Annotated in this window: 23 protein-coding genes; 12 read left to right on the forward strand and 11 right to left on the reverse strand. The window is 62.4% G+C overall.

The window, feature by feature from the left end; translation table 11 throughout:
- Positions 1-143: 143 nt before the first annotated feature.
- The 5 genes from JET14_RS19070 to JET14_RS19090 form a co-directional block, all read right to left on the reverse strand.
- Entirely contained in the window at positions 144-1,196 is a 1,053-nt protein-coding gene (locus JET14_RS19070; RefSeq protein ID WP_200335632.1) for a sugar phosphate isomerase/epimerase family protein, read from the reverse strand.
- Positions 1,197-1,455: 259 nt separating this feature from the next.
- Entirely contained in the window at positions 1,456-2,406 is a 951-nt protein-coding gene (locus tag JET14_RS19075; RefSeq protein ID WP_024709992.1) for a substrate-binding domain-containing protein, read from the reverse strand.
- A gap of 75 nt (positions 2,407-2,481) precedes the next feature.
- The gene (locus JET14_RS19080) at positions 2,482-3,483 is read right to left on the reverse strand and encodes an ABC transporter permease (protein WP_200335634.1); all 1,002 of its coding nucleotides are present in this window, start codon (positions 3,481-3,483) and stop codon (positions 2,482-2,484) included.
- Entirely contained in the window at positions 3,480-5,021 is a 1,542-nt protein-coding gene (locus JET14_RS19085) for a sugar ABC transporter ATP-binding protein (protein ID WP_200335636.1), read from the reverse strand. The genes JET14_RS19080 and JET14_RS19085 overlap by 4 nt, the downstream gene beginning before the upstream one ends.
- A gap of 254 nt (positions 5,022-5,275) precedes the next feature.
- A complete protein-coding gene (locus JET14_RS19090; RefSeq protein ID WP_200338171.1) occupies positions 5,276-8,230 on the reverse strand; it encodes a diguanylate cyclase in 2,955 nt (984 codons plus the stop codon).
- A gap of 351 nt (positions 8,231-8,581) precedes the next feature.
- On the opposite strand from JET14_RS19090, the gene rocF reads away from it, so the two are divergent.
- Positions 8,582-9,505, forward strand: coding sequence for an arginase (gene rocF / locus JET14_RS19095; protein ID WP_200335639.1), 924 nt, complete (start codon positions 8,582-8,584; stop codon positions 9,503-9,505).
- On the opposite strand, the gene mbfA is transcribed toward rocF, so the two are convergent.
- The 5 genes from mbfA to JET14_RS19120 all read right to left on the reverse strand — a co-directional run bounded on the left by mbfA (position 9,506) and on the right by JET14_RS19120 (position 13,865).
- Positions 9,506-10,489 carry an iron exporter MbfA gene (gene mbfA / locus JET14_RS19100; protein WP_200335641.1) on the reverse strand — a complete coding sequence of 328 codons (984 nt, stop codon included), beginning with the start codon at positions 10,487-10,489 and terminating at the stop codon, positions 9,506-9,508.
- Positions 10,490-10,601: 112 nt separating this feature from the next.
- The gene (locus JET14_RS19105; RefSeq protein WP_200335649.1) at positions 10,602-11,366 is read right to left on the reverse strand and encodes a siderophore-interacting protein; all 765 of its coding nucleotides are present in this window, start codon (positions 11,364-11,366) and stop codon (positions 10,602-10,604) included.
- Between the two features lie 123 nt (positions 11,367-11,489).
- Positions 11,490-12,197 (reverse strand): NAD-dependent deacylase, encoded by a 708-nt coding sequence (locus JET14_RS19110; RefSeq protein ID WP_200335651.1) that lies wholly within the window; start codon positions 12,195-12,197, stop codon positions 11,490-11,492.
- Between the two features lie 142 nt (positions 12,198-12,339).
- Positions 12,340-12,933 carry a transglutaminase-like cysteine peptidase gene (locus JET14_RS19115; protein ID WP_200338172.1) on the reverse strand — a complete coding sequence of 198 codons (594 nt, stop codon included), beginning with the start codon at positions 12,931-12,933 and terminating at the stop codon, positions 12,340-12,342.
- A gap of 131 nt (positions 12,934-13,064) precedes the next feature.
- The gene (locus JET14_RS19120; RefSeq protein WP_200335653.1) at positions 13,065-13,865 is read right to left on the reverse strand and encodes an alpha/beta hydrolase; all 801 of its coding nucleotides are present in this window, start codon (positions 13,863-13,865) and stop codon (positions 13,065-13,067) included.
- 189 nt (positions 13,866-14,054) lie between these two features.
- On the opposite strand from JET14_RS19120, the gene infC reads away from it, so the two are divergent.
- The 10 genes from infC (at position 14,055) to ubiG (ending at position 21,582) form a co-directional block, all read left to right on the forward strand.
- Positions 14,055-14,591, forward strand: a complete 537-nt coding sequence (gene infC / locus JET14_RS19125) for a translation initiation factor IF-3 (protein ID WP_036238379.1) — start codon at positions 14,055-14,057, stop codon at positions 14,589-14,591.
- Positions 14,592-14,838: 247 nt separating this feature from the next.
- Positions 14,839-15,039, forward strand: a complete 201-nt coding sequence (gene rpmI, locus JET14_RS19130) for a 50S ribosomal protein L35 (RefSeq protein ID WP_024709981.1) — start codon at positions 14,839-14,841, stop codon at positions 15,037-15,039.
- A 50-nt stretch (positions 15,040-15,089) separates the two neighbouring features.
- Complete coding sequence (gene rplT / locus JET14_RS19135; RefSeq protein ID WP_024709980.1) at positions 15,090-15,494, forward strand: 50S ribosomal protein L20; 405 nt, start codon at positions 15,090-15,092, stop codon at positions 15,492-15,494.
- A gap of 150 nt (positions 15,495-15,644) precedes the next feature.
- Entirely contained in the window at positions 15,645-16,727 is a 1,083-nt protein-coding gene (pheS, locus tag JET14_RS19140; protein ID WP_200335655.1) for a phenylalanine--tRNA ligase subunit alpha, read from the forward strand.
- Positions 16,724-17,155, forward strand: coding sequence for an ASCH domain-containing protein (locus tag JET14_RS19145; RefSeq protein WP_200335656.1), 432 nt, complete (start codon positions 16,724-16,726; stop codon positions 17,153-17,155). Before pheS ends, JET14_RS19145 begins: the two co-directional genes overlap by 4 nt.
- A gap of 7 nt (positions 17,156-17,162) precedes the next feature.
- Complete coding sequence (locus JET14_RS19150) at positions 17,163-17,405, forward strand: DUF4160 domain-containing protein (protein WP_200335657.1); 243 nt, start codon at positions 17,163-17,165, stop codon at positions 17,403-17,405.
- Entirely contained in the window at positions 17,380-17,655 is a 276-nt protein-coding gene (locus JET14_RS19155; RefSeq protein ID WP_200335658.1) for a DUF2442 domain-containing protein, read from the forward strand. Before JET14_RS19150 ends, JET14_RS19155 begins: the two co-directional genes overlap by 26 nt.
- Positions 17,652-18,059 (forward strand): hypothetical protein, encoded by a 408-nt coding sequence (locus JET14_RS19160; protein WP_200335659.1) that lies wholly within the window; start codon positions 17,652-17,654, stop codon positions 18,057-18,059. The genes JET14_RS19155 and JET14_RS19160 overlap by 4 nt, the downstream gene beginning before the upstream one ends.
- A gap of 24 nt (positions 18,060-18,083) precedes the next feature.
- Positions 18,084-20,525, forward strand: a complete 2,442-nt coding sequence (gene pheT / locus JET14_RS19165; protein ID WP_200335660.1) for a phenylalanine--tRNA ligase subunit beta — start codon at positions 18,084-18,086, stop codon at positions 20,523-20,525.
- Positions 20,526-20,829: 304 nt separating this feature from the next.
- Positions 20,830-21,582 carry a bifunctional 2-polyprenyl-6-hydroxyphenol methylase/3-demethylubiquinol 3-O-methyltransferase UbiG gene (gene ubiG / locus JET14_RS19170; RefSeq protein WP_200335661.1) on the forward strand — a complete coding sequence of 251 codons (753 nt, stop codon included), beginning with the start codon at positions 20,830-20,832 and terminating at the stop codon, positions 21,580-21,582.
- A gap of 9 nt (positions 21,583-21,591) precedes the next feature.
- On the opposite strand, the gene JET14_RS19175 is transcribed toward ubiG, so the two are convergent.
- Entirely contained in the window at positions 21,592-22,131 is a 540-nt protein-coding gene (locus JET14_RS19175) for an SH3 domain-containing protein (protein WP_200335662.1), read from the reverse strand.
- Positions 22,132-22,304: 173 nt separating this feature from the next.
- On the opposite strand from JET14_RS19175, the gene JET14_RS19180 reads away from it, so the two are divergent.
- Positions 22,305-23,312 carry a 2-hydroxyacid dehydrogenase gene (locus tag JET14_RS19180; protein ID WP_200335664.1) on the forward strand — a complete coding sequence of 336 codons (1,008 nt, stop codon included), beginning with the start codon at positions 22,305-22,307 and terminating at the stop codon, positions 23,310-23,312.
- The last annotated feature ends 3 nt before the right edge of the window (positions 23,313-23,315 follow it).

The raw sequence follows: 23,315 nt of genomic DNA on the forward strand, positions 1-23,315 counted from the left end.
TGCCGCCACCTTCTCCCCTGAGGGGAGAAGGGACCGCGTGGTTGGCTCTCTGCCTATCGCCCCGACCAGCAGACCCCCTCGCCCCGGAGGGGAGAGGGCTGGGGTGAGGGGGAGGCCATCGCCCAGTGATACCGTAAGCGAGACTAGAGCCCCAACATCCGCTTGTTGGCTGCCTCGTCCGTTCCGCCGCCGGCGAAGTCGTCAAAGGCTTTCTCGGTCACGCGAATGATGTGGTCCTTGACGAACTGGGCGCCTTCACGCGCTCCGTCCTCGGGGTGTTTGAGGCAGCATTCCCATTCGACCACGGCCCAGCCGTCGAAGTCGTTGGCCGCCATCTTCGAAAAGATCGCCTTGAAGTCCACCTGGCCATCACCCAATGAACGGAACCGTCCGGCGCGGTCGACCCAGCCCTGATAGCCGGAATAGACGCCCTGACGACCGGTCGGGTTGAACTCCGCATCCTTGACGTGGAACATCCTGATGCGGTCCTTGTAGATGTCGATATTGTCGAGATAGTCGAGGCACTGCAGCACGTAATGCGACGGATCGTAGAGCATGTTGGCGCGCGGATGCTGGTCGAGCCGGTCGAGGAACATCTCGAAGGTCACGCCGTCATGCAGGTCCTCGCCGGGATGGATTTCGTAGCAGATATCGACGCCGTTCTCGTCCGCATGATCGAGGATCGGCTTCCAGCGGCGGGCGAGCTCCTCGAAGGCGGTCTCGATCAGGCCCGCCGGGCGCTGCGGCCAGGGGTAAAGGAAGGGCCATGCCAGTGCGCCGGAAAAGGTCGCATGCGCGTTTATGCCCATATTTTTCGAGGCGGTGATCGCCATCATCACCTGGTTGACGGCCCATTCCTGCCGCGCCTTCGGATTGCCGCGCACTTCCGGCGCCGCAAAACCGTCAAAGGCCTCGTCATAGGCCGGATGGACGGCGACGAGCTGGCCCTGGAGGTGGGTTGAAAGCTCGGTGACCTCGACGCCGTTCTCGCGCGCCTGGCCCTTGAAATCGTCGCAATAGTCTTTCGATTCGGCCGCCTTCTTCAAATCAAACAACTGTCCGGCCCAGGACGGCACCTGCACGCCCTTGTAGCCGCAATCGGCCGCCCATTTCGTGATCGCGTCCCAGCTGTTGAACGGCGCCTCGTCGCCTGCGAACTGGCCGAGGAAAAGGCCCGGCCCCTTAATCGTTTTCATGGTGCTTTCTCCCGGAAAGACTGGATAGCTGATTGTGCCGCAAAGCCGGGCGAAGCCCGCCCGGAACGGCCTTACGAAATGGCCGGCGAAACGGCCCCGCGCGCTCCGCAGGGCCGAGACGGTCCGCCGGTCGAAAACCGTCCCGCCTCTGATGAATGTGCGGACGGCTTTCCAATTTTCAAGCGATCCCGGAAAAGGCTCTCCGGGATCGCCGATCCCTTCAGGTTCGCCCGGAAGCCGGGCGGCCGCTTCCCGGTCCTCAGTAGGGCGAATCCGGGAAGTAGTAGTTCTCGGCATTTTCCGGCGTCACCAGCGTGGCGTCGAGAATATAGCTTCCGGCAATCGGCACCTGGTCCATCATGCCAGCCACCGTCAACTCCATCGCCGTGCCGATCATCGCCGGCGGATAGAGAACGTCGACCGGGATCATCGGATCGCCGTCCATGACCTTCTTGATCATGTCCTTCGAGCCGGCCCCGCCGATGACATACTGGATGTCGTCGCGGCCCGACTGCTCGATCGCCTGCAGCACGCCAACAACCATGTCGTCATCCTGGGCCCAGACAACGTCGATCTTCGGATATTTGGTCAGATAGTCCTGCATGACCCGGAAGGCATCGTCGCGGTTCCAGTTGCCGAACTGCTTCTCCAGAACCTCGACATTGGTGCCTTCCAGCGCCGCATCAAAGCCGTCCTGGCGCTGCTGGTCGATCGGGATCGGCAGACCGCGGATGACGACCACCTGGGCATCCGGCGTGGTATCGGCAATATATTCGCCGGCGACCGCACCGAGCGCAGGATTGTTGCCGGCCACATAGAGGTCACGCACCGAATTGTCGTTGTTGGAGGGGGCGCGGTCGACGAGCGTGACGAAAGTGCCTTCCATCTTGACCTGCATGATGGCGTTGACCAGCGGATCCGGGTCGGTCGGCAGGATGACCAGCGCGTCAATGCCTTGCACGGCCAGATCCTGTACGGCATTCGCCTGGCTTGCCGGATCGGGCGAGGTTTTGACGATCACATTGAGGTCGTCATATTCCTCCATCAGTTTCTCGGCCACGCGTTCGGCATGGTAGACGATGCCCGCCGTCCAGCCGTGGTCGGCTGCCGGAATGGAGACGCCAACCGTCAGCGCCTGAGCCTGGGTGACGCCGGCAAGCGAGGTCGCCGCCAGCAATGTTGCGCCCATAACCAGATTTTTCATACGCATTCCTCCCAAAATGGCGAACCGTTCAAGCCGTAAAGCGAGACGCGCGGGCGGTCCGCAATGCCCGCGATCGCTTTTCTATTGCCTGCGGAGCAGCGAACGCTGCACCAGCATGGCAATGATGATGATCGCGCCCTGGATGGCGGCGATCAGATATTCGCTGATGAAGTTCGACAAGAGCATGATGTTGCCGACGATCTCCAGAATGAAGGCGCCGCAGATCGTGCCCCAGATGCGCCCGACACCGCCGCGAAGCGCCGTGCCGCCGACGACGACGGCGGTGATCGCCTGCAATTCCCACAGCATGCCGGTGGTCGCCGAGGTTGAGCCGAGGCGCGGCACGTAGAACAGCACGGCAACCGCCACGCAGAGCCCCTGGATCAGATAGGTGATGATGCGCACATTGCGCACCGAAATGCCGGAATAGCGCGCCACTTCCTCGTTCGAGCCGACGGCAATCACATGCCGGCCATAGCGCGTGCGGTAGAGCACGAAGGCGCCGATCAGCGCGGTCGCGATGATGGCGATCACCGGCACCGGCACGCCGAGCACGGTGCCGAAATAGGCCGGCCGGTAGATCTGCTGCACCTCGAAATCGCGCACGGTGATCGCGCCGCCCTGCGACAGCCAGGTCGTCAGCCCGCGATAGATGCCCATCGTCCCGAGCGTGACGATGAAGGGCTCGATCCGCCCGACCGTGGTGATCACGCCGTTCAAAAGCCCGCAGCCCATGCCGATCAGGATCGCCAGCACCATCGCCGCCACCAGAAGAAGGTAGGGGTTCGCGATCGCCGCCGAGTTGATGAACATGATCATCAGGCTGGCGACGAAGGCGACCATGGCGCCGACCGAAAGGTCAAGCCCGCCCGCCGAGATGACGAAAGTGGCGCCGACCGCGATGATGGCGATGAAGGCCGAGCGGGTGGCGACATTCATCAGATTGTTGACGGTCAGGAAGTTCGGGTTTGAAAAGGTGCCGAGCACCAGAAGCAGCGCCAGTGCCAGAAACGGCGCCATCACGCGCAGATCGATATTTCTCAGAAAGCCGGAACCGGCCTCGCCTTTCACGCTGTCACTCATCTTGCGCCTGCCATCTCATGCCTGTTGCCGGCAACGCCCGTTGCCAGAACCACGATTTCATTCTCGTTCATGCCCTCGCCCGTCACCTCGCCGGCGATCTCGCCGGAACGCATCACCACGATCCGGTCGCAAAGCCCGATCAGTTCGGGCATCTCCGAAGAGATCACGATGATCGAATGGCCCGCCTTCGAAAGTTCGGCGATGAATTTATAGATCTGCTCCTTGTTGCCGATATCGATCCCGCGCGTCGGCTCGTCGATGATGACGATCTCGGGATCGAGCAGCATCATTTTGGCAAGAAGCAGCTTCTGCTGGTTGCCGCCGGAAAGCTCGCCGGCGGCAAGCTCCTTCGAGCCGGTGCGAATGTCGAAATCGCGGATCGCGGCATCAAGCGCCTTGTCCTCCGCATTGCGGTCGACCATCAGCGCCTTGATGAAACGATCGAGTGCCGCAAGCGTCAGATTGGTCCGCAGATCCTTGGAGAGCAGCAGGCCCTTGCCCTTGCGGTCCTCGGAGAGATAGACGATGCCGGCTTTCAGCGCCGCGATCGGCGCGTTGAAATGCACCGCCTCGCCCTTCAGACGGACCGTGCCGCGCCCCGGGCGGAGGCCCAGAATGCCCTCCATCAACTCCGTGCGGCCGGCGCCGACGAGACCGGCAAACCCCAGGATCTCGCCCTTGCGCAACGTAAAGGATGCGTTTCTTGCATAACCCGGAACGGAGAAGTCCCCGATCTCGAGCACGGCCGCGCCGGCGTCGTCGTGCTTGCGGTCGGGATAGAGCTTGGAGACGTCGCGCCCGACCATCAGGCGGGCCATGTCGGAGGGTTCAAGCTCGTCCGCTTCATGGGTCGCCACCTTGTGGCCGTCTCTGAGGACCGTCACCGTGTCGGCGATTTCCTTGACTTCATTCAGCCTGTGGGAAATGAACAGCACCGCCACGCCCCGGTCCCGGATCGCCCGCATCACCTTGAGCAACGCATCGGTTTCCACCGGCGTCAGCGAGGCGGTCGGCTCATCGAAGATCACCACCCTGTGCGGCGTCAGCAGCACCCGAGCGATCTGCACAAGCTGGCGCTTGGCAATCGAGAGCCGGGCTACAGGCGTTTCGGGATCGATATCGGCGCCGAGTTCGCCGACCGCCTTTCGCGCCTCGGCATTCATCACCCGGTCGTTGACGGCGAGGCCGCGGCGGATTTCGCGACCGAGAAAGATATTCTGGGCAACGGTGAGATCGGGCGCGAGCAGGATTTCCTGGTGCACCAGCACGATCCCCTTGGCCTCGGCCTCCGTCGGATTGGCGAAGGAGACCGACTGGCCGTCGATCCTGATATCGCCGCCCGACGGCTTGAGATTGCCGGCCAGAAGCCGCATCAGCGTCGACTTGCCGGCGCCGTTTTCGCCGATGACGGCGTGAACCTCGCCGGCGCGCACCGCAAGGTCAATGCCGTGCAGTACCTCGATCGGACCGAAGGATTTGGTCAGTCCGGCGGTCTTGAGAAGAATATCATTCCCGCCGCGCTCGTTGTCGTCGCGCATGGCCTCCCCCGCTCCACCGGAATGCGCTTCACCCGGCTTCCGTCTTTCCTCCCGGGCGCGCTCCACCGCACCCGACGGGTCCAACCGCGCGGCCTATGCTTCGCCGCGACAGGTCCCTACCCTTTGGTAGCAAGGTTAGCCGCGTTCTTGATGTACGTAAACCATATTCTTGCGCATCGACGGTCGATGCGTTGTTTTTCCGACGCGCCGGCCGACATTCGGCAAGGCAAGAGCGAAGGAGATGGTGAGGACGATCAGAGATTGCCGTTGACGCGATTGCGGCCGCTTCGTTTGGCCTCATAGAGATAGGAGTCCGCCCGGTCGATATACTGTTCGAGCGTATCGCCGGCGCCGGGCACGGCGGAATAGAAGCCGACGCTGACCGTCAGGCTCAGCACCACATCGTTGACCGCCGCAGGGTTTTCCGCCACGCGCTCGCGCAGCCTTTCGATAAAGGCCCGAACCTGGTCGGCCTCGCCCGCGAGCGTATAAGCCACGAATTCCTCGCCGCCGTAGCGGGCGACGAGATCTCCGGCGCGCTGGAAATGGGCATTGAGGATTTCGGCCAGATGCTTGAGGCAGGCATCGCCGAAAACATGGCCCATGCGATCATTGATCGGCTTGAAATGGTCGACATCGAGCATGGCGACGGTGAAACGCAGGCCGCGCATACGCGACAGGCCGAACTCCGCCTCGCCGCGCTCGATGAAGTGGCTGCGGTTGTAAAGCCCGGTCATGCCGTCGGTTATGCTGACCTCGTGAAGCTTGCTGTTGGCCTTGTTAAGCGCGACATTCAGGGATCTGAGCTTGCGCACCCAGTAAAGCGAAAGCACCAGCACGACGAGGCCGATCGCACCAATGCCGAGCAGCAGGCGATAATCGATCGCGCGCTTGAAGGGCGCCAGTTTCTGCATGCTGATGATCCGGTCGACGGCGTCCGGATCGAGATTGACGACCAGCTTGGCAAAGATCCGGCCGAGATAGGGCTCGTCCGGCACGGTGGCGACCACCACCTGCAACCCCTCGGGAATGCGGCCGGAAATCTTCACGTCGTTGCTGTCCATGCCGGCAATCAGGTAGACGAGACTGTCCAGGGGGCCGACGACGGCGTCGAGTTCTCCGTCCTCGATCGCCTTGAGCCCGACGCCCTCGCTGTCGATGGCGACAAGCCCGACATTCGGATAACGGCTCCTCAGGAGTTCCGCCGGCACATGGGTGGGAACGATACCGACGCGCTGGCCCTCAAGCTCGCGCAGGCTGCTGACGAAGGGCGCCTGAAGCGGCGCGGCCACGGCAAGGGCGATATCGAGATAGGGGGGCGCAAGATCGAAGGTCGTGTCGCGCATGTTCTCGCGCGCCACGAAGGGCAGCACGTCGCAGTCGGCCGAGAGCGCGCTGTCGCTGTCAGCAATCGCCAGCGAGACAGGCTCGATCTGACGGTCGAACCTGCCGCGCGCGCTCATCAGGGCGAGGATTTCGGCGATCGCGCCGCCGAGCGAACCATCATCCTCGATGGTCGTGTAGGGCGGTGAACTGGGCTCCACGCAGACCCGGATCGGGCCTTTCTCGGCCAGATACTGTCGCTCGTCGCCGGTCAGAAGATCGCGGTCCGACTCCATCCCCGCCATCGGCGGACCGAGCCAGCGCCGCTCCATTTCTTCCCAGCGCGACAGGGAGATCGATTCCAGGGCATGATCGATGATGCTCCTGAGATAGGGATAGCGCGGCGATACGCCGAAACGGAGGTCCTCGCGCTCGACGCCGTCCATCAGGAACTCGCCGCCGATCTGAATATTGATCAGCCCCTGTTGGCGGATAATCGCGGTACCATTGCTCAGCGAGGTGATCACCACATCAATCTCGCGGCCGGAAAGCGACTGCATCAGCTCTTCCCGGCTATCAAACTCGCGGACATCCTCGAAACGAGCCTTGAGAGCGTCGGCGTAGTAGATGTCACGGCTGATGCCGATGGACTTGCCTTCAAGGCTCTCGAGACCTGCATAGGGACCCGCTCCGGAGGGCAGGAAGACGGCATTCGGCACCCGGTGGTAAAGATCGGAATACAGCGTGAACTCGGCCCGCTCGTCCGTGAAAGAGATGTTGGTGACAACGTCGAGTTCGCCCTCGCGAAAGCGGCGGAGCAATCCCGACCAGTTGTCATAGACGCGCTCGAATACGAGGCCAGTGGCGGATGCGATATATTGGGTTATGTCTTCCGCAAACCCCTTGCCGCGTCCATTGTCAAGGTAGCTGAACGGCTCGTAGTCAAGCGAGAACCCGATTTTCAACGGCGGCGCGCCCTTGACGAAGGCCTGCTCCTCCGGCAGCAGGCGAAGCGGCCCCGTGCTCATCGACCGCTCGGAGCGATAGGAAAGCCAGCGCGTGGTGATCGCATCCAGCGTATCCGTCGGCATCGCCGTGATGGCCTTCTCCAGGATGTCGGCGAGCACCTTCGCATTCTCGTCACCGTCACGGCTGAGAACGCCAAGGCGGAAATCCTCGAGCGCCACCGCCGTCAGCGGCGGCGTTCCGGCATTCGCGACATTGGTGAAGCCGTTTTCGCGCAGGAAGAAATTCCCGGTCATCTCCGCTGCCAGCACGCCGTCCACCCAGCCGAAGGCGACGGCCGCCATCAGGTCGCGGTAAGTGGCATAGGTGACGGGCCTCACTCCGATCTCGCGCAGCGCATCGGCATAATAGATGTCACGGATGATGCCGATGCGCTTCTGTTTCAGCTGATCGAGCGTGAGGGGCCTGTCGAAGGACTGATCGACATTTTCGTAAAGCACCGTTCGGCGCAGATGGTAGGGATCGGTAAAGGTGATGAAACGGCTGCGTTCCTCGGTCTCGGAAATATCGGCGATGATATCGAGCCCACCCGCGCGGAACTGGCCGTAGACATCCGACCAGGAGCCCATGCGCAGCTTGAAATCGAGCCCGGTCATGGTGCCGATCACGCCGATGAGATCAACCGTCCAGCCCATGATATTGCCGTTGCGATAGAAGGAGTAGGGGTCGTTGTCGGCGACAACGCCGACGCTGACCGGACCGCGCGCGGCAATATAGGCACGCTCGTCCGCGCTCAGCTCGAGGTCCTGCGCCCTTGCCGTCGGGACGGCGCCAAGCAGCAGAACCGCAAGCACGGCCAGACAGGACGACACCCGGGCAATGGCGGCACGAAACCACCGCGCCGTTTCAACCTCTTCCATCACGATCGTCTCATGCGAAAACCCAAGGGACAAAAGGGGCGGAGGCAGGCGGGCGGATTTCAACCCAGACCCTGAAACGGGGTTGGACATCTGCCGGTTTCCTCTTCATGGAGCCTCCCGGTTCCTCTCAACCAATAGCAAGGCATAGCACAATTTTCCGCAAGTCAAACGCCCTTGCGCGAAATTGAAAGGCGTAAATGGCAGCGCTACCGTATTTATCCGTCTTCCTGCCACCCTTCAAAGCAAAGTCAACAAGGGTCTATACTGGTTTCCGACGATTCTGGACCGCCCTTCGGGGCGGTTATTATTGCCGACTTCTGTCGAAGACGGAAACCGAAAACGGAGTTTTTCATGCATTGCACATTGCTCGGCGTTCCCGTCCAGTCCGGCTCGGGCCGGAAAGGCTGCAACATGGGGCCGAACGGGTTGAGAGCCGCCGGCCTTGGCGAAGCGCTTGCCGGCCTGGGTCACGACGTGGTCGATCTCGGCGACCTTGCGCCGGCGCCCCGGCGCGCGGTTTCCCACCCCAATGCCAAGCTCAAGGCGCTTGGCGAAACCGTCTCCTGGCTCGATGCGCTATATGACAAGGCGTTCGAGATTTCCGGGAACGGCCTGCCGATCTTCATGGGCGGCGATCATGTGATGGCGGCGGCAAGCGTTGCCGGCGTTTCCCGGCGGGCGAAACAGCAGGGCCGGCCGCTCTTTGTCCTCTGGCTGGACGCCCATACCGATTTTCACACGCTGGAGAGCACCGAAAGCGGCAATCTCCACGGCACACCGGCGGCCTATTTCACCGGTAGACCAGGATTTGAAGGCATTTTCCCACCGCTTGATGCGCCGGTTGACCCGAAAAATGTCTGCATGCTCGGCATCCGCAGCGTCGATCCGCCCGAGCGCGCGGCGCTGAAGGAAAGCGGCGTCACCGTCCACGACATGCGCGCCATCGACGAAAGCGGCATTGCCGCCCTCCTGTCGGCGTTTCTCGGTATGGTCGTCGCTGAGGACGGCATGCTGCATGTCAGCTTCGACGTCGATTTTCTCGACCCTGCCGTCGCGCCGGGCGTCGGCACCACGGTTCCGGGCGGCGCGACCTTCCGCGAGGCCCATCTGGTGATGGAGATGCTGCATGACAGCGAACTCGTCACCTCGCTCGACCTGGTGGAACTCAATCCGTTTCTCGACGAACGCGGCAAGGCGGCCATCCTGATGACGGACCTCACGGCCAGCCTGTTCGGCCGGCGGGTGATGGACCGGCCGACGCGCAGTTACGGCTGATCAGCCGCTGCCGATCAGCATGCCGGCGGCGAGCACCAGGCCGCCGCCGAGCACGACCTGGAAGGCGGCCCGCATGAAGGGCGTTTCCATATATTTGTTCTGGATGAAGGCGATCGCCCAGAGTTCGAAGAACACCACGATGATGGCGACGATCGTCGCCGTCCAGAATTCCGGGATCAGATAGGGCAGCGCATGGCCGAGGCCGCCGACCATGGTCATGACGCCGGAGGCGATGCCGCGCTTGATCGGCGACCCGCGCCCGGAAAGCTTGCCGTCATCATGGGCGGCCTCGGTGAAGCCCATGGAAATGCCGGCGCCGACGGCCGCCGAAAGGCCGATCAGGAAGGTCTGCTTGGTATCCTGCGTGGCAAAGGCGGCGGCAAAGATCGGCGCAAGCGTGGAGACCGAGCCGTCCATCAGCCCGGCAAGCCCCGGCTGCACCCAGGTCAACACGAACTGCCGGCGCTCCTTCAGGCTTTCCTCATCCCGGACATCCTTCGGCGCATGCTTTTCGCTGAGCGCGACGGCGGTTTCCTCATGCGCCTCTTCGGCCATGGCAAGATCGCCGAGCAGCTTGCGGGTGTCGGCATCGCTGACCTGGGCGGCGGCCGCGCGGTAGAACCGGCATGCCTGCTCTTCCATCGTCACCGTCTGGTCGCGGATCTTGTCGAGCGGCAGGCTCTTCATCAGCCAGTCCGGACGCCGCTCGTAGAAACCGCGCACATGTTCACGCCGGATCAGCGGGATGACATCGCCGAAGCGGCGCTTGTGCATGTCGATCAGCATGCGCCGGTGGCTGTCCTCGACCATCGCCATGTCATCGAAAATCTTCGCAGAATCCGGATATTCGGACCGCAGATGCTCCGCATAGGATTTGTAGATGCGCGCATCATCCTCTTCCGAGGAGATGGCGAGCGCCAGGACTTCCTGCTCGGAGAGCGAGGAGAAGGCGCGGCGTGGCCTTGAAAACAGATTGAATGCCATGATCATCATCCCGAAATGAATTTAGAATTCTTCTAAACTAACATCGAGAGAAGGTCAAATCCCGCTTGTCCGTCGCGATGATTGCAGGCTTTTGCTGCAATCATGCGACAGGTCACATGTTCTTTTCGCTGGTGCCCGCCTGATTGGCGACCCAGTAGCCGGAGGCATTCATCCAGGTCAGCGGATGGCCGCGCTCTTCCACGAGGTACGTGCGGATCGCGCGCGCCACGCGGGCCTCGGCGCCGATCCAGGCAAAGGTCTGCGGCGGCAGCGCGACGGCCTTGAGCGCCTCGAGAAACGGCGCGGGGTCGGTCGCATCGGCGCCGGCCCGGTCGATCCAGCTAAACTCGACATCGGCCGCTGTCTTGAAGGCCTGACCGTCATCGGACGACGACACGGCGATGATGGCAGTGATCCGCGTTCCGGGCTCCGCTTCCTCAATCCGCCGGCCGATTGCCGGTAGCGCGGTCTCGTCGCCGATCAGAAGCCAGTGGGCGACCGGCCCTTTCACCACGGCGGAACCGCGCGGCCCGCCGATCTCAAGCGTATCGCCGGGTTTTGCGGCAACCGCCCAAGCCGTTGCCGGGCCCGCATCGTGGATGGCGAAATCGATGGTGAGCGACCGCTGGTCATTGTCGTAGCGGCGCGGCGTATAGTCGCGCATCGCCGGTTTCTCTTCGCCCGTGTCGAAGAACAGCTTGATATGATCGTCGGGCGCCGCGCTGATGAAATCGGCAAGTTCGGGGCATTCGAAGGTGATGCGCCGCATGGCGGGGGTGATATAGTCCGCCGCCGCCACCCTCAGCGTCCGGCGCTTCAGTTCGTGGCGGACGCGCTCGATTTCCGGCGGGGCGATATCATTGACCTGTTCAGACATGAGAAAACTCCGATAGGCCGCGCGGCGACCAGTCAGCCGGCGGCGTCAATAAACATGATTGCTTTTGTCATGAATAAGTGACGATGGTCAAATGACCCTTCGTCGCAGGGTCGCGTAAGCACGTTACCGGCCCGCCAGCAGGGCTTCCACAAAGGCCGGAACCGTGGTCGCGGCCGGCCCCTCGTAGCAATCCTCGAACAGGGGATTGCCGGTCGCCTGAAGATTGACCTCGACGGTCCGGGCGCCATTGCCGGCTGCCTCCATGACGAAGCCCGCGGCCGGATAGACCGTGCCGGACGTGCCGATCGACACAAATAGCTCGGCCCCGCCGAGCGCCGCTTCGATCCGCTCCATGTCATAGGGCATCTCGCCGAACCAGACGATGTCGGGCCGGAGGGCGGCCCGCGCGCAGCTGGAACAGACCTCGCCGTCATCAAGATCGCCGTCCCATTGCTGGTGGCTGCCGCACTCGGAACAGAGCGCCGAATTCAGCTTGCCGTGCATGTGCAGCACATTCTTCGAGCCGGCCTTCTCGTGCAGATTGTCGACATTCTGGGTAATCAGCAGGAACGGGCCATCCCAGGCGTTTTCCAGCTTCGCCAGCGCGTTGTGGGCCGCGTTCGGGCTGGCCTTTGCCGCCTCGCGACGACGCATGTTGTAGAAATCGAAGACGAGGTCCGGATTGCGGTGAAAACCCTCGGGCGTGGCGACATCGCGGATATCGTGATCGGCCCAGAGGCCGCCATTGTCGCGAAAGGTGGCAAGGCCGCTCTCGGCGGAAATGCCCGCCCCGGTCAGAACGACGATCGATGCCTTCGGTGGGATATGCATGAAAACCGTCCGAGCCTCCCTTTCAGGCTCTTCCGGCCTGCTCCGGTTCCTTGTTGCAGCATTTTCGGGAGGAAAGGATCACCCGAAGTGCCGCACCTTGCTTGTTATCTTTCGACCGGGCGCTCCGCACGCCTCAGGCTGTTCACCGCAGCGAAGCGACGGGCAGGTCCGTGCCGGTTTCGACCTTGACCCAGCGGCCGGCATCGAAGGAGGCCTGGCGCTTCAGGAAGGTATAGGGCGTTTCGGCCCAGGGCAGGATTTCGTCGCTCAGATTGTCGAGAATGAAATCGCCCTTGCTGGAGCGCAGCGTCAGCACGGCATGGCCCTCGCCATTGGGCTTGCGCACAACGGTGATCAGAAGATCGGAGGCCGAGAAGCCGGCCTTCATCAGCCGACGGCGCTTTTCCAGGACAAAGTCCTCGCAATCGCCCGCGCCGCTCTTCGGATAGGCCCAGACTTCCTCGCGGCCGTAAAGCTCCTCGTCCGTCATTGGCTCGACCTCGGCGTTGACGGCGAGATTGATCTCCTCAACCGAACGCCAGCCGAACGAGGTTAACCGGGCCGGGCCGGAGAGCCCGGCCTCGGGCTCGCAATCGCGACGGTGCTGCTGGCAGAACTCGAAATGGCCGATGGGCTGGGATGTGATGCCGCCAATCGGCATGGCGGGCATTCCGGCGGAAAGCGCCGGCGCAAACAGACCGGCCGAGAACATGGCCGCGATCGCACCGAAAACCATATATGCCAGTTGATTGAAACGAGGCACGCTATACCCATCCGCCTGTTGAATTCTTAACAAAGAGTTAAGGAGATAAGGCGGACGGAGTCAATCAGTCACGGCTGTGCCGGCGGCAGGATCTTAAGGAATGGTTAACTTCCGCTGGCTCCGGAAACGAGATCGCCGACGGCCTTCAGCATGCGCTCGATATCCTCCGGCCGCGACAGGCGGTGGTCGCCGTCCTGCACCAGGGTGAGCACCACGTCGTCGGCCGGCAGATGCGACATCAGCTTCAGCGCATGCGCATAGGGAACGTCCGCGTCCTGCTTGCCCTGGATAATATGAACCGGACATCCCGTCTCGATAATGCCGTTCAGCACGCGGTTGCGCCGACCGTCGTCAAGCAGCTTCGCGGTAAAGATTGTGGGCTCGGGACCGTAGGGTGAGGCCTCCTCGAAATAGCCCTGTTCGGCCAACGCCTTGCATTCGGCGTCATTCAGGTCCGGCTCGATCAGTTCGCTGGTGAAATCCGGCGCGGGGGCAAGCAGTAGCAGGCCCTCGACCTTCGGTCCGCCGGCCTGCTTCTTCAGTTCCTGCACCGCCCTGAGCGCCAGCCAGCCGCCCATGGACGAGCCGATGATGATGATCCGCTCAGGAGCAGCCCGCTCGATGGCCCTGAGCGCGTCTGCAAGCCAGCGCGAGATCGTGCCGTCCTTGAACGCGCCCTCGCTTTCGCCGTGGCCCGTATAGTCGAAGCGGATCATGGCAAGGTCTTTTTTGCCGGCATAGGTGTCAAGCGCCTCGGCCTTGGTGCCGAGCATGTCGGAGCCGTAGCCGGAGAACCAGACCAGCGCCGGCGCGTCGCCTGATCCCTGACGCAGGCGCATGGCGATCTTCAGCGGCCCCTCGCCGTGATCGATTTCGATATAGGTCAGCGCAACATCCTGCTGCATGATAGTCTCCGCCGGTTTCGCTCCAAAAGCCCGCGATCGCGCCGATCTCGCGATCAAGAGGTGATTTTCTTTTTGGGCTGTGTTATTGACATTGGACGGGCTTAACAACCATTTGTGTCCGATAAGTGCCTCAGGCTATGGACTTGGCGCTTCAGAACCCGATTTTCAATCATTGAGGAGATCACGACCATTCGCAGACCCCACAGAGCCGCTCCCCCGACCAAGGAAGGTCCCCGCGCCAATCGCGACATTCGCATCCGCGAAGTGCAGCTGATCGATGCAGAAGGGGAGAACCAGGGCGTCGTACTGACTGAAGATGCGTTGAGAATGGCTGAGGAAGCCGGGCTTGATCTCGTCGAGATCGCCCCCAACTCGACGCCGCCCGTTTGCAAGATTCTTGACCTCGGCAAGCTGAAATACGCGAACCAGAAGCGCGCCGCCGAGGCCCGCAAGAAGCAGAAAGTCGTCGAAGTCAAAGAGATCAAGATGCGCCCCAACATCGACACCCATGACTATCAGGTGAAGATGAAGGCGATGAACAAGTTCTTCGAGGAAGGCGACAAGGTGAAGGTGACGCTCCGTTTCCGCGGTCGCGAGATGGCGCACCAGGAACTGGGCATGAAGCTTCTGTCCCAGGTCAAGGAAGACACCGCCGAAATCGCCAAGGTGGAAGCCGAGCCGAAGCTCGAAGGCCGCCAGATGCTGATGGTGCTTGCACCGAAATAAGCCTTCGGGCACGCTTCTGACGCGCCGTCCGGTCAGGAAAACTGGCCGAGGCGGCGAATTGCGTGTGTGGCAAGACAACCGGTTGCGCTTTTCAGACAAACCGCGTATAAGCGCGCCGTCCTGACGGATCGCCTTTCGGCGGACCGCCATGGAGCAGGCCGGCAGGGCATGCCGTGTCTGCTCGAAAATGCAATGTGGCCCGGGTTCGTCGCCCGGCAGCCCCAATCAACAACAACGGAGTAGCAAAATGCCCAAGATGAAGACGAAATCGTCGGTCAAGAAGCGTTTCAAGCTGACCGCGAGCGGCAAGGTCAAGGTCGCGGCTGCAGGCAAGCAGCACGGCATGATCAAGCGTTCCAACAAATTTATCCGTGATGCGCGCGGCACGATGGTCCTGTCCGATCAGGACGCCAAGATCGTCAAGCAGTTCATGCCCTACGGCAAGTAACGCCCGCACTTTATCCCAACGCATTCCGATAGATTTCAAGGAGAACCGATATGGCTCGCGTAAAACGTGGCGTGACTGCACACGCAAAGCACAAGAAAGTCATCAAGCAGGCCAAGGGCTTCTACGGCCGCCGCAAGAACACCATCCGCACGGCCAAGGCTGCTGTCGACAAGTCGAAGCAGTACGCCTACCGCGACCGCAAGGTCAACAAGCGCAATTTCCGCGCTCTGTGGGTCCAGCGCATCAACGCCGCCGTGCGTGAACATGGCCTGACCTATGGCCGCTTCATCGACGGCCTGAACAAGGCCGGCATCGAAGTTGACCGCAAGGTCCTGTCCGACATGGCGATCCATGAGCCGGAAGCATTTGCAAGCCTGGTTGCCGCTGCGAAGAAGGGCCTCGAGTACCTCAAGAAAGAGGGCACGGCCAACGAGTTTGAAAGCGCGGTTGCATAAGCCAGCGCTTCCCAAGCTCTTTTTGAAATTTTACCTTTTGGGAAACCCGCGCTGGCAGGACCAGTGCGGGTTTTTCATTTTGAAATCATATAATGCCTGTATCCGACCGGTTGGGGAGCGGCAAAATGCTCCGGCAAGGAAGAGATGAAGATGTCCGATCTTGATGTTCTGAAACAGAAGCTGATGGCCGAGATTGCCGGCGCCGGGGACGAGGCGGCGATCGAGGCCGTGCGCGTCGGCGCGATCGGCAAGAAGGGTACGGTCTCCGAGCTTTTGAAAACGCTCGGCAAGATGGATCCCGAAGAGCGCAAGACGCGCGGCGCGGCCATCAATGCCATGCGCAACGAAATCGGCGAGGCGATTGCCGCCCGCAAGGCGGAATTGAAGGATGCGGCGATTGCCGCGCGGCTTGCCGCCGAAACGGTGGACGTGACCCTGCCGGTGCGCCCCTCGCCATCGCTTTCCGGCCGCATCCACCCGGTCAGCCAGGTGATCGATGAAATTTCCGCCATTTTCGGCGACATGGGCTTTTCGATTGCCGAAGGGCCGGAGATCGAGACGGACTACTACAACTTCACGGCTCTGAACTTCCCGGAAGGTCACCCGGCCCGCGAGATGCACGACACCTTCTTCTTCAATCCGGATGAGGAGGGCAAGCGCAAGGTGCTCAGAACCCACACCTCGCCGGTGCAGATCCGCACGATGGAAAGCCAGGAGCCGCCGATCCGCATCGTCGCGCCCGGCAAGACCTACCGGCAGGACAGCGACGCCACCCATTCGCCGATGTTCCATCAGCTCGAGGGGCTGGTGATCGACAAGACAACCCATGTCGGCCATCTGCGCTGGACGGTGGAGGAATTCTGCAAGGCGTTCTTCGAGGTCGACAGCGTGACGATGCGTTTCCGCCCGTCCTTCTTCCCCTTCACCGAGCCCTCCTTCGAGGTCGACATCCAGTGCGACCGTTCCGGCGAGCAGGTGAAGTTCGGAACCGGCACGGACTGGATGGAAATCCTCGGCTGCGGCATGGTGCACCCGAACGTGCTGCGCCATTGCGGCCTTGACCCCGACGTCTACCAGGGCTTTGCCTGGGGCATGGGGCTGGATCGCATTGCCATGCTGAAATACGGCATGCCGGATCTCCGCGACTTCTTCGCCGCCGACGAGCGCTGGACAAGCCATTATGGCTTCCGCCCGCTCGATATCCCGACGCTGTTCGGAGGATTGTCGTCATGACCGGGCTTCCGGAACGCTACAGGGACGCGGTCCAGTTCGCGTTCGGCGATACGCCGGCGCTGAAGGACGAGCTTCTGGCGCTGGTGCTCGCCGGCAAGAAGACGGCTACCTGTGGCGCGCTTCGGGACGTGACCGAGGCAGGAGAGCCGATGCCGGAAGTCGGCCGTCGCGATGTGGTGCTCGACGGCGCCGGCAAGCCCGCCGCCGTCATCGAGACGACCGAGGTCAGCATCCGCCGGTTTAACGAGGTCGACGAGGATTTCGCCCGCGACGAGGGCGAGGGCGACCTGTCGCTTGCCTACTGGAGCGAGGGCCACGAGGCCTATTTCGCCCGCAATGGCGGATTCGAGCCGGAAATGGAACTGATCTGCGAGCGGTTCCGGCTGGTGGAGACGCTGGGTGAATACGGATGCGAGGCAACGTCGTGAGGAAGGGATGCCGACCGTTCTGAAGAAATATGGGATACGTTTCCATTTCTATGGTTCGGACATGGGCGAGCCGCCGCATATCCATGCGTCCGGTCAGGGCGGCAAGGCCAAGGTCTGGCTCCATTCCGGCGAGATGGCGGAATGCAAAGGCTTCAATACCGTCGATGTGAAGCGTATTCTGTCTGTGGTTGAAGAACACAAGGTTGAGTTTCTGGAGGCATGGGATGACTTCTTCGGATCCATATCCTGAACATGAGCGACCGGTTGCTGCCTGGTGTGACCCGGCGCATGTGCATGTGCGCCTTGCCGATGATCGCGAAGTGGTGACGCCGCTCTGGTGGTATCCTCGTCTTCTGGCGGCAAGCCCGGCCGAGCGGAACAATGTCGAGCTGATGCTGGATGGCGTTCACTGGCCGGATGTCGATGAAGATCTTTCGGTTCGCGGGATGCTGAGCGGCTGGAAATATCCGAACGCGGTTGAGCCGAGGGAAGTGGCATGAGCCTGGAATGGCTTCCTATCGCCGTCGCGCTAGTCACCATCGTCGGAGCTGCGGTCACTTACGTAATTCAGCGTCGTGTCGACAGGCGCCACGCTCTGATAGAGTTGCGCCGAGTGGCCTATCGCGAATTTCTTTTTGGTATTGTGGCGGTCGGAGAAACTCAAAATGCGATCGAAGCGGTTACCTCTCACAAAAAGAATTGGGCAGAATTGTTTCTGGTTGCCTCAGATGAGGTGATATCAGCGACGACGGATTTTTTGGCCGCTCACGAAAGCAGGCCATATGACGCGAACTTATGCGAAAAGCGCTTCGCTGTTCTTGTTAAGGCAATGCGCTCCGATGGATATGAAAGCACCAAACTCTCGGAAGATGACTTAGTCCGTTGTCTTCCCGTGCGGTTTTAGAATTTGGCGATTGGATACTAAATCATGAAATTCACACTGTCCTGGTTGAAGGACCATCTGGAGACCGAGGCCTCGCTTGAGGATATCTGCGAGCGGCTGACGACGATCGGGCTCGAGATCGAGGAGGTCGACGACAAGGCGGCCTACAGGCCGTTCACCATCGCCCGCGTGACCGAGGCGAAGCAGCATCCCGATGCGGATCGGCTGAGAGTGCTGACCGTCGATGCCGGGCCGGCGATCAATGGCGGCAAGCCGCTTCAGATCGTCTGCGGCGCGCCGAATGCGCGCACCGGGCTTGTTGGCGCGCTCGCGCTGCCGGGGACCTATGTGCCGGGCATCGATGTGACGCTGTCGGTCGGCAAGATCCGCGGCGTCGAGAGCCAGGGCATGATGTGCTCGGAGAAAGAGCTCGACATGTCGGACAATCACGACGGCATTATCGACCTGCCGGAGGATGCGCCGGTGGGCGCGTCCTTCGCCGCCTATGCCGGGCTGGACGACCCGGTCATCGAGATCAATCTGACGCCGAACCGGCCGGACTGCACCAGCATTTTTGGTATTGCCCGCGACCTGGCAGCGTCGGGCCTCGGCACGCTGAAGACAAGGCCCGCGCCCTCCTTCAAGGTCGAGGGCGATCTGCCGGTTTCGCTGACGCTCGATTTCGCCGATGAGGACAGGCATCTCTGCCCCGGTTTTGCGCTGCGTCTGGTGCGCGGCGTGAAGAACGGCCCGAGCCCGAAATGGATGCAGCAGCGCCTGCTCGCGATCGGCCTTCGCCCGATCAATGCGCTGGTCGACATCACCAATTACATGACCTTCGATCAGGGCCGGCCGATGCATGTATTCGACGCCGCCAAGGTCAAGGGCGGGCTGACGGTGCGCCGTGCGAAGGCCGGCGAGAAGATCCTGGCGCTTGATGAACGCGAATATGAATTGAATCATGACAATGTCGTCATCGCCGACGACAATGGCGTCGAGTCCATCGGCGGCATCATGGGCGGCGAGCATTCCGGCTGCGACGAGACCACCACCGACGTGCTGATCGAATCGGCGCTGTGGGACCCGATGAACATTGCCCGCACCGGTCGCACCCTCGGCATCATCACCGATGCGCGCTATCGTTTCGAGCGCGGCGTCGACCCGGAATATATGGTGCCGGGGCTGGAACGCACCACCGAACTGGTGCTGGAGATCTGCGGCGGAGCGGCGAGCGAAAAGACCGTCACCGGCTATGAAGGCCACACGCCCAAGGTGATCGACTACCCCTTCTCCGAGGCGAAGCGGCTGACCGGCCTTGACGTCACTCCGGAAGAGAGCCGCGATATCCTGACCCGGCTTGGCTTCAGGGTCAACGGCAGCGGCGAGACGGTTTCCGTTTCTGTGCCCTCCTGGCGGCCCGATGTCGAAGGCAAGGCCGATCTCGTGGAAGAGGTCATGCGCATTTTCGGCGTCGACAAGATCAGCCCGGAAGCGCTTCCCTCAGCCGGCGCAGTCAATGAGAAGATCCTGACGACGCTGCAGATCCGCTCCCGCAACGCGCGGCGGGAACTGGCCGCGCGCGGCATGATGGAAGCCGTCACCTGGTCCTTCATTCCCGAAGCCGAAGCAAGACTCTTCGGCGGCGGCACGCCTTCGCTGAAGCTTTCAAACCCGATTGCCGCCGATATGTCGGATATGCGCCCCTCTCTTCTGCCGGGCCTTCTGGCAGCAGCGAAGCGCAATGCGGCCATCGGCCACGGCGATGTTGCCCTGTTCGAGGTCGCCGCGACCTATGAGAACGACAGGCCTGAAGGCCAGCGCCGGGTGGCGGGCGGCGTGCGGCGCGGCACGGCAACGCTTTCGGGCGCCGGCCGGATGTGGTCGAACGGGGAGACCGGCGCCGGTCGCGCGGTCGGCGTCTTCGATGCCAAGGCCGATGCGCTGGCCGTGATCGAGGCCTGCGGCGTGCCGATGAGCAATGTCCAGATCGTGGCCGGCGGGCCGGACTGGTACCACCCCGGCCGTTCCGGCACCATAAAGATGGGGCCGAAGATCGTGCTCGGCCATTTCGGCGAGTTCCATCCCAAGGTCCTGGAAGCGCTCGATGTCTCCGGCAGGCTTGCCGGTTTCGAGATTTTTGTCGATGCCATGCCGGAGCCGAAGAAGAAGCCGACCCGCACCAAGCCGGCGCTGACGCTTTCGCCCTTCCAGGCGGTCACCCGCGACTTCGCCTTCGTCGTCGACCGCGATGTCGAGGCGGCGGCGATCGAGCGGGCTGCGGCCGGCGCCGACCGCAGGCTGATCACCGGCGTCACCGTGTTCGACGTGTTCGCCGGCGCGTCCCTTGGCGAGGGCAAGAAATCGGTTGCGATCGAAGTGTCGATCCAGCCGAGCGATCGCACGCTGACGGATGAGGATTTCGAGGCGCTGACGAAGAAGATCGTCGCCAATGTCGAAAAGGCGACCGGCGGCGTCATCCGCGCCTGATCGCTCGCCATCCAAGCCAGACCTCGTCAACGGCCCGGCGTCGCCGGGCCGTTTTCGCGTTTGCCCGAAACGCCGGCGCGGGCTTGGAACTGCGGGAATCCGCCTTACATCTCAAGAATACGGGCTTTGCGCCCGGAGGAAGAGTGCAGAAAGCGCCGGACTTGCTTGCCGCTGACCCCGCCCGCTTCTATAAGCGGATGGCAGCGACAGGCGATTTGAGAGCGGAGTACCATCCGGGCTTGCATGCGCAGCAAAACATGAATGGGCGGCCCTGAATGCCGCCGCCACGCCGGAGATGAGGCCAATGAGCAACGCCGAAAAGACGACGATCGACGACAGCCAGGTCGAGTGGTTCTCGAAAATGGCGGCCGAGTGGTGGGACCCGACCGGAAAGTTCAAGCCGCTGCACAAGTTCAATCCGGTGCGCATCTCCTATATTCGCGAAAAGGCTTGCGCCCATTTCGCCCGGGATGAGAAATCGGCGCGGCCGCTCGCCGGCCTTCGCATCCTCGATGTCGGTTGCGGCGGCGGGCTGCTGGCCGAACCGCTGACACGCATGGGCGCAAGCGTCACCGGCATCGACCCGGCGGAGAAGAATATCGGCATCGCCTCCACCCATGCCGCCGAATCCGGGCTGGAGATCGACTACCGAGCGACAACGGCGGAAGCCCTGGCGGAGGCCGGCGAAACCTTCGATATCGTCCTCAACATGGAAGTGGTGGAGCATGTCTCCGATGTGGATTTCTTCCTGACCACCTGCGCCTCGCTTGTTCGCCCCGGCGGCATGATGTTCGTCGCCACCATCAATCGCACGCTCAAAGCCGGGGCGTTGGCGATCTTCGCCGCAGAACGCGTGTTGCGCTGGCTGCCGCCCGGCACCCATCAGTATGAAAAGCTGGTGCGCCCGGAAGAAGTCGAAAAGCCGCTGAAAGCCGCCGGCATGGACATTATCGAACGCCAGGGCGTGTTCTACAGCGTACTGACCGATAGCTGGAACCGCTCGAAGGACACCGACGTCAATTACATGGTGCTGACGACCAGGCCTGAAAGCGCCTGAAACGGCGGCCTATCGGAACACTTCGTTGGGATAGACGCCCCAGAGATCGTTCTGGTGCATGTAGCCGGAAACGCCCTTGACCTCCAGCTCGCACCAGGTGCCGTCGCATTCGGAAAGGTGGACGATCACGCCCGGTTCAAGCCTCGCAACATCACGGGCGGAATCATTGCCGCTGGCCTTGACGTCGAGATAGGTTTCCTCGGCGCTGTTGCCGCGCAGCCAGGGGGCGACCATGGCGTTGCGCACGGATGACAGCACCGAGACATGCATCCAGCCCTCCGTGCCGTCGGCATCGCGCACCTGGCGCCAGACGGCATATTCCTCGATGATCTCCACCGGCAGGCCGGGGCGCTTGTAGATCCATTTGGTGGCGTAGTTGAAGCCGGGGCCGACGCGCATGCGGGCGCGATCCGGCTTGATGATGGCAAAGCGTGGCAGGGGCGCGCCGGAGGCTCCGCGCCGTTCGCTTTGCGCCTGGACCGGAGAAACCGGCATGACGACGGCGAGGACGACAAGCAAACTGAGAACCAGACTGACGATGCGACGCATGGCATTCCCTTGAAATTCCGCCCTTTCCAAGGGCTTTGCACGGCCTTGATCGGCCACCCGGACGGCGGCCTTCGGGCCGCAACGCCGATTTCGGCCCCCTGCCCTCCGCTTCAGGTGGAAAAAAGCCTGCAATATGTGCATTATCGCCGGACATGTTTAATGAGCTGTAAACGATGACCCACCCGAAGAAACCCGATGTCTTTGTCACGCGGAAACTGCCCGCGCCCGTGGAGGCGCGCATGCAGGAACTGTTCTCGGTCACGCTGAACCGCGACGACCGGCCGCTTTCGCGCGACGAGCTGGCCGATGCCATGGCCCGGGCCGACGTCCTGGTGCCGACGCTGACGGACCGGATCGACAAGGACCTGATCGAGAAGGCAGGCCCCCGGCTGAAGCTGATCGCGAGCTTTTCCAACGGCGTCGACAATGTCGACGTCAATGCGGCGGCCAGGAAGGGCATCACCGTCACCAACACGCCGAACGTGCTGACCGAGGACACCGCCGACATGACCATGGCGCTGGTGCTCGCCGTGCCGCGCCGGCTGGCGGAAGGCGCGCGCTTTCTCTCGCAAGCCGAGCCGAGCGAATGGCAGGGCTGGAGCCCCACCTGGATGCTGGGGCGGCGCATCTGGGGAAAGCGCATCGGCATTGTCGGCATGGGCCGCATCGGCACGGCGGTCGGTCGGCGCGCCAAGGCCTTTGGCCTCTCGGTGAACTATCACAATCGCGGCCGCATCAGCCCGGAAACGGAAGCGGAGCTCGAGGCAACCTATTGGGACAGTCTCGACCAGATGCTCGCCCGCGTCGATATCGTCTCGGTCAACTGCCCGTCGACGCCCGCCACCTATCACCTGATCTCGGCCCGCCGCCTGCAGCTCATGCGGCCGGAGGCCTATATCGTCAACACCGCGCGCGGCGACGTGATCGACGAGGAGGCGTTGATCAAATGCCTTGAGGAAGACCGGATCGCCGGCGCCGGACTGGACGTGTTCGAGAACGAACCGGACGTCAATCCGCGCCTTCTCGACCTGGCAAGGAAGGGCAAGGCCGTGCTCCTGCCGCATATGGGTTCGGCCACGCTCGAAAGCCGGATCGACATGGGCGACAAGGTGATCATCAACATCCGCACCTTCTTCGACGGCCACCGCCCGCCGAACCGGGTGCTGCCTGGGCGGGATTGAGGC

The sequence above is a fragment of the Martelella lutilitoris genome, from assembly GCF_016598595.1.
Classification (GTDB): domain Bacteria; phylum Pseudomonadota; class Alphaproteobacteria; order Rhizobiales; family Rhizobiaceae; genus Martelella; species Martelella lutilitoris_A.

What these genes read in the sequence shown, in the direction of transcription:
- JET14_RS19070 (WP_200335632.1), bottom strand. Translation starts at nt 1,196, where the DNA reads ATGAAAACGATTAAGGGGCCGGGCCTTTTCCTCGGCCAGTTCGCAGGC.
- JET14_RS19075 (WP_024709992.1), bottom strand. Translation starts at nt 2,406, where the DNA reads ATGCGTATGAAAAATCTGGTTATGGGCGCAACATTGCTGGCGGCGACC.
- JET14_RS19080 (WP_200335634.1), bottom strand. Translation starts at nt 3,483, where the DNA reads ATGAGTGACAGCGTGAAAGGCGAGGCCGGTTCCGGCTTTCTGAGAAAT.
- JET14_RS19085 (WP_200335636.1), bottom strand. Translation starts at nt 5,021, where the DNA reads ATGCGCGACGACAACGAGCGCGGCGGGAATGATATTCTTCTCAAGACC.
- JET14_RS19090 (WP_200338171.1), bottom strand. Translation starts at nt 8,230, where the DNA reads ATGGAAGAGGTTGAAACGGCGCGGTGGTTTCGTGCCGCCATTGCCCGG.
- rocF (WP_200335639.1), top strand. Translation starts at nt 8,582, where the DNA reads ATGCATTGCACATTGCTCGGCGTTCCCGTCCAGTCCGGCTCGGGCCGG.
- mbfA (WP_200335641.1), bottom strand. Translation starts at nt 10,489, where the DNA reads ATGGCATTCAATCTGTTTTCAAGGCCACGCCGCGCCTTCTCCTCGCTC.
- JET14_RS19105 (WP_200335649.1), bottom strand. Translation starts at nt 11,366, where the DNA reads ATGTCTGAACAGGTCAATGATATCGCCCCGCCGGAAATCGAGCGCGTC.
- JET14_RS19110 (WP_200335651.1), bottom strand. Translation starts at nt 12,197, where the DNA reads ATGCATATCCCACCGAAGGCATCGATCGTCGTTCTGACCGGGGCGGGC.
- JET14_RS19115 (WP_200338172.1), bottom strand. Translation starts at nt 12,933, where the DNA reads ATGGTTTTCGGTGCGATCGCGGCCATGTTCTCGGCCGGTCTGTTTGCG.
- JET14_RS19120 (WP_200335653.1), bottom strand. Translation starts at nt 13,865, where the DNA reads ATGCAGCAGGATGTTGCGCTGACCTATATCGAAATCGATCACGGCGAG.
- rpmI (WP_024709981.1), top strand. Translation starts at nt 14,839, where the DNA reads ATGCCCAAGATGAAGACGAAATCGTCGGTCAAGAAGCGTTTCAAGCTG.
- rplT (WP_024709980.1), top strand. Translation starts at nt 15,090, where the DNA reads ATGGCTCGCGTAAAACGTGGCGTGACTGCACACGCAAAGCACAAGAAA.
- pheS (WP_200335655.1), top strand. Translation starts at nt 15,645, where the DNA reads ATGTCCGATCTTGATGTTCTGAAACAGAAGCTGATGGCCGAGATTGCC.
- JET14_RS19145 (WP_200335656.1), top strand. Translation starts at nt 16,724, where the DNA reads ATGACCGGGCTTCCGGAACGCTACAGGGACGCGGTCCAGTTCGCGTTC.
- JET14_RS19150 (WP_200335657.1), top strand. Translation starts at nt 17,163, where the DNA reads ATGCCGACCGTTCTGAAGAAATATGGGATACGTTTCCATTTCTATGGT.
- JET14_RS19155 (WP_200335658.1), top strand. Translation starts at nt 17,380, where the DNA reads ATGACTTCTTCGGATCCATATCCTGAACATGAGCGACCGGTTGCTGCC.
- JET14_RS19160 (WP_200335659.1), top strand. Translation starts at nt 17,652, where the DNA reads ATGAGCCTGGAATGGCTTCCTATCGCCGTCGCGCTAGTCACCATCGTC.
- pheT (WP_200335660.1), top strand. Translation starts at nt 18,084, where the DNA reads ATGAAATTCACACTGTCCTGGTTGAAGGACCATCTGGAGACCGAGGCC.
- ubiG (WP_200335661.1), top strand. Translation starts at nt 20,830, where the DNA reads ATGAGCAACGCCGAAAAGACGACGATCGACGACAGCCAGGTCGAGTGG.
- JET14_RS19175 (WP_200335662.1), bottom strand. Translation starts at nt 22,131, where the DNA reads ATGCGTCGCATCGTCAGTCTGGTTCTCAGTTTGCTTGTCGTCCTCGCC.
- JET14_RS19180 (WP_200335664.1), top strand. Translation starts at nt 22,305, where the DNA reads ATGACCCACCCGAAGAAACCCGATGTCTTTGTCACGCGGAAACTGCCC.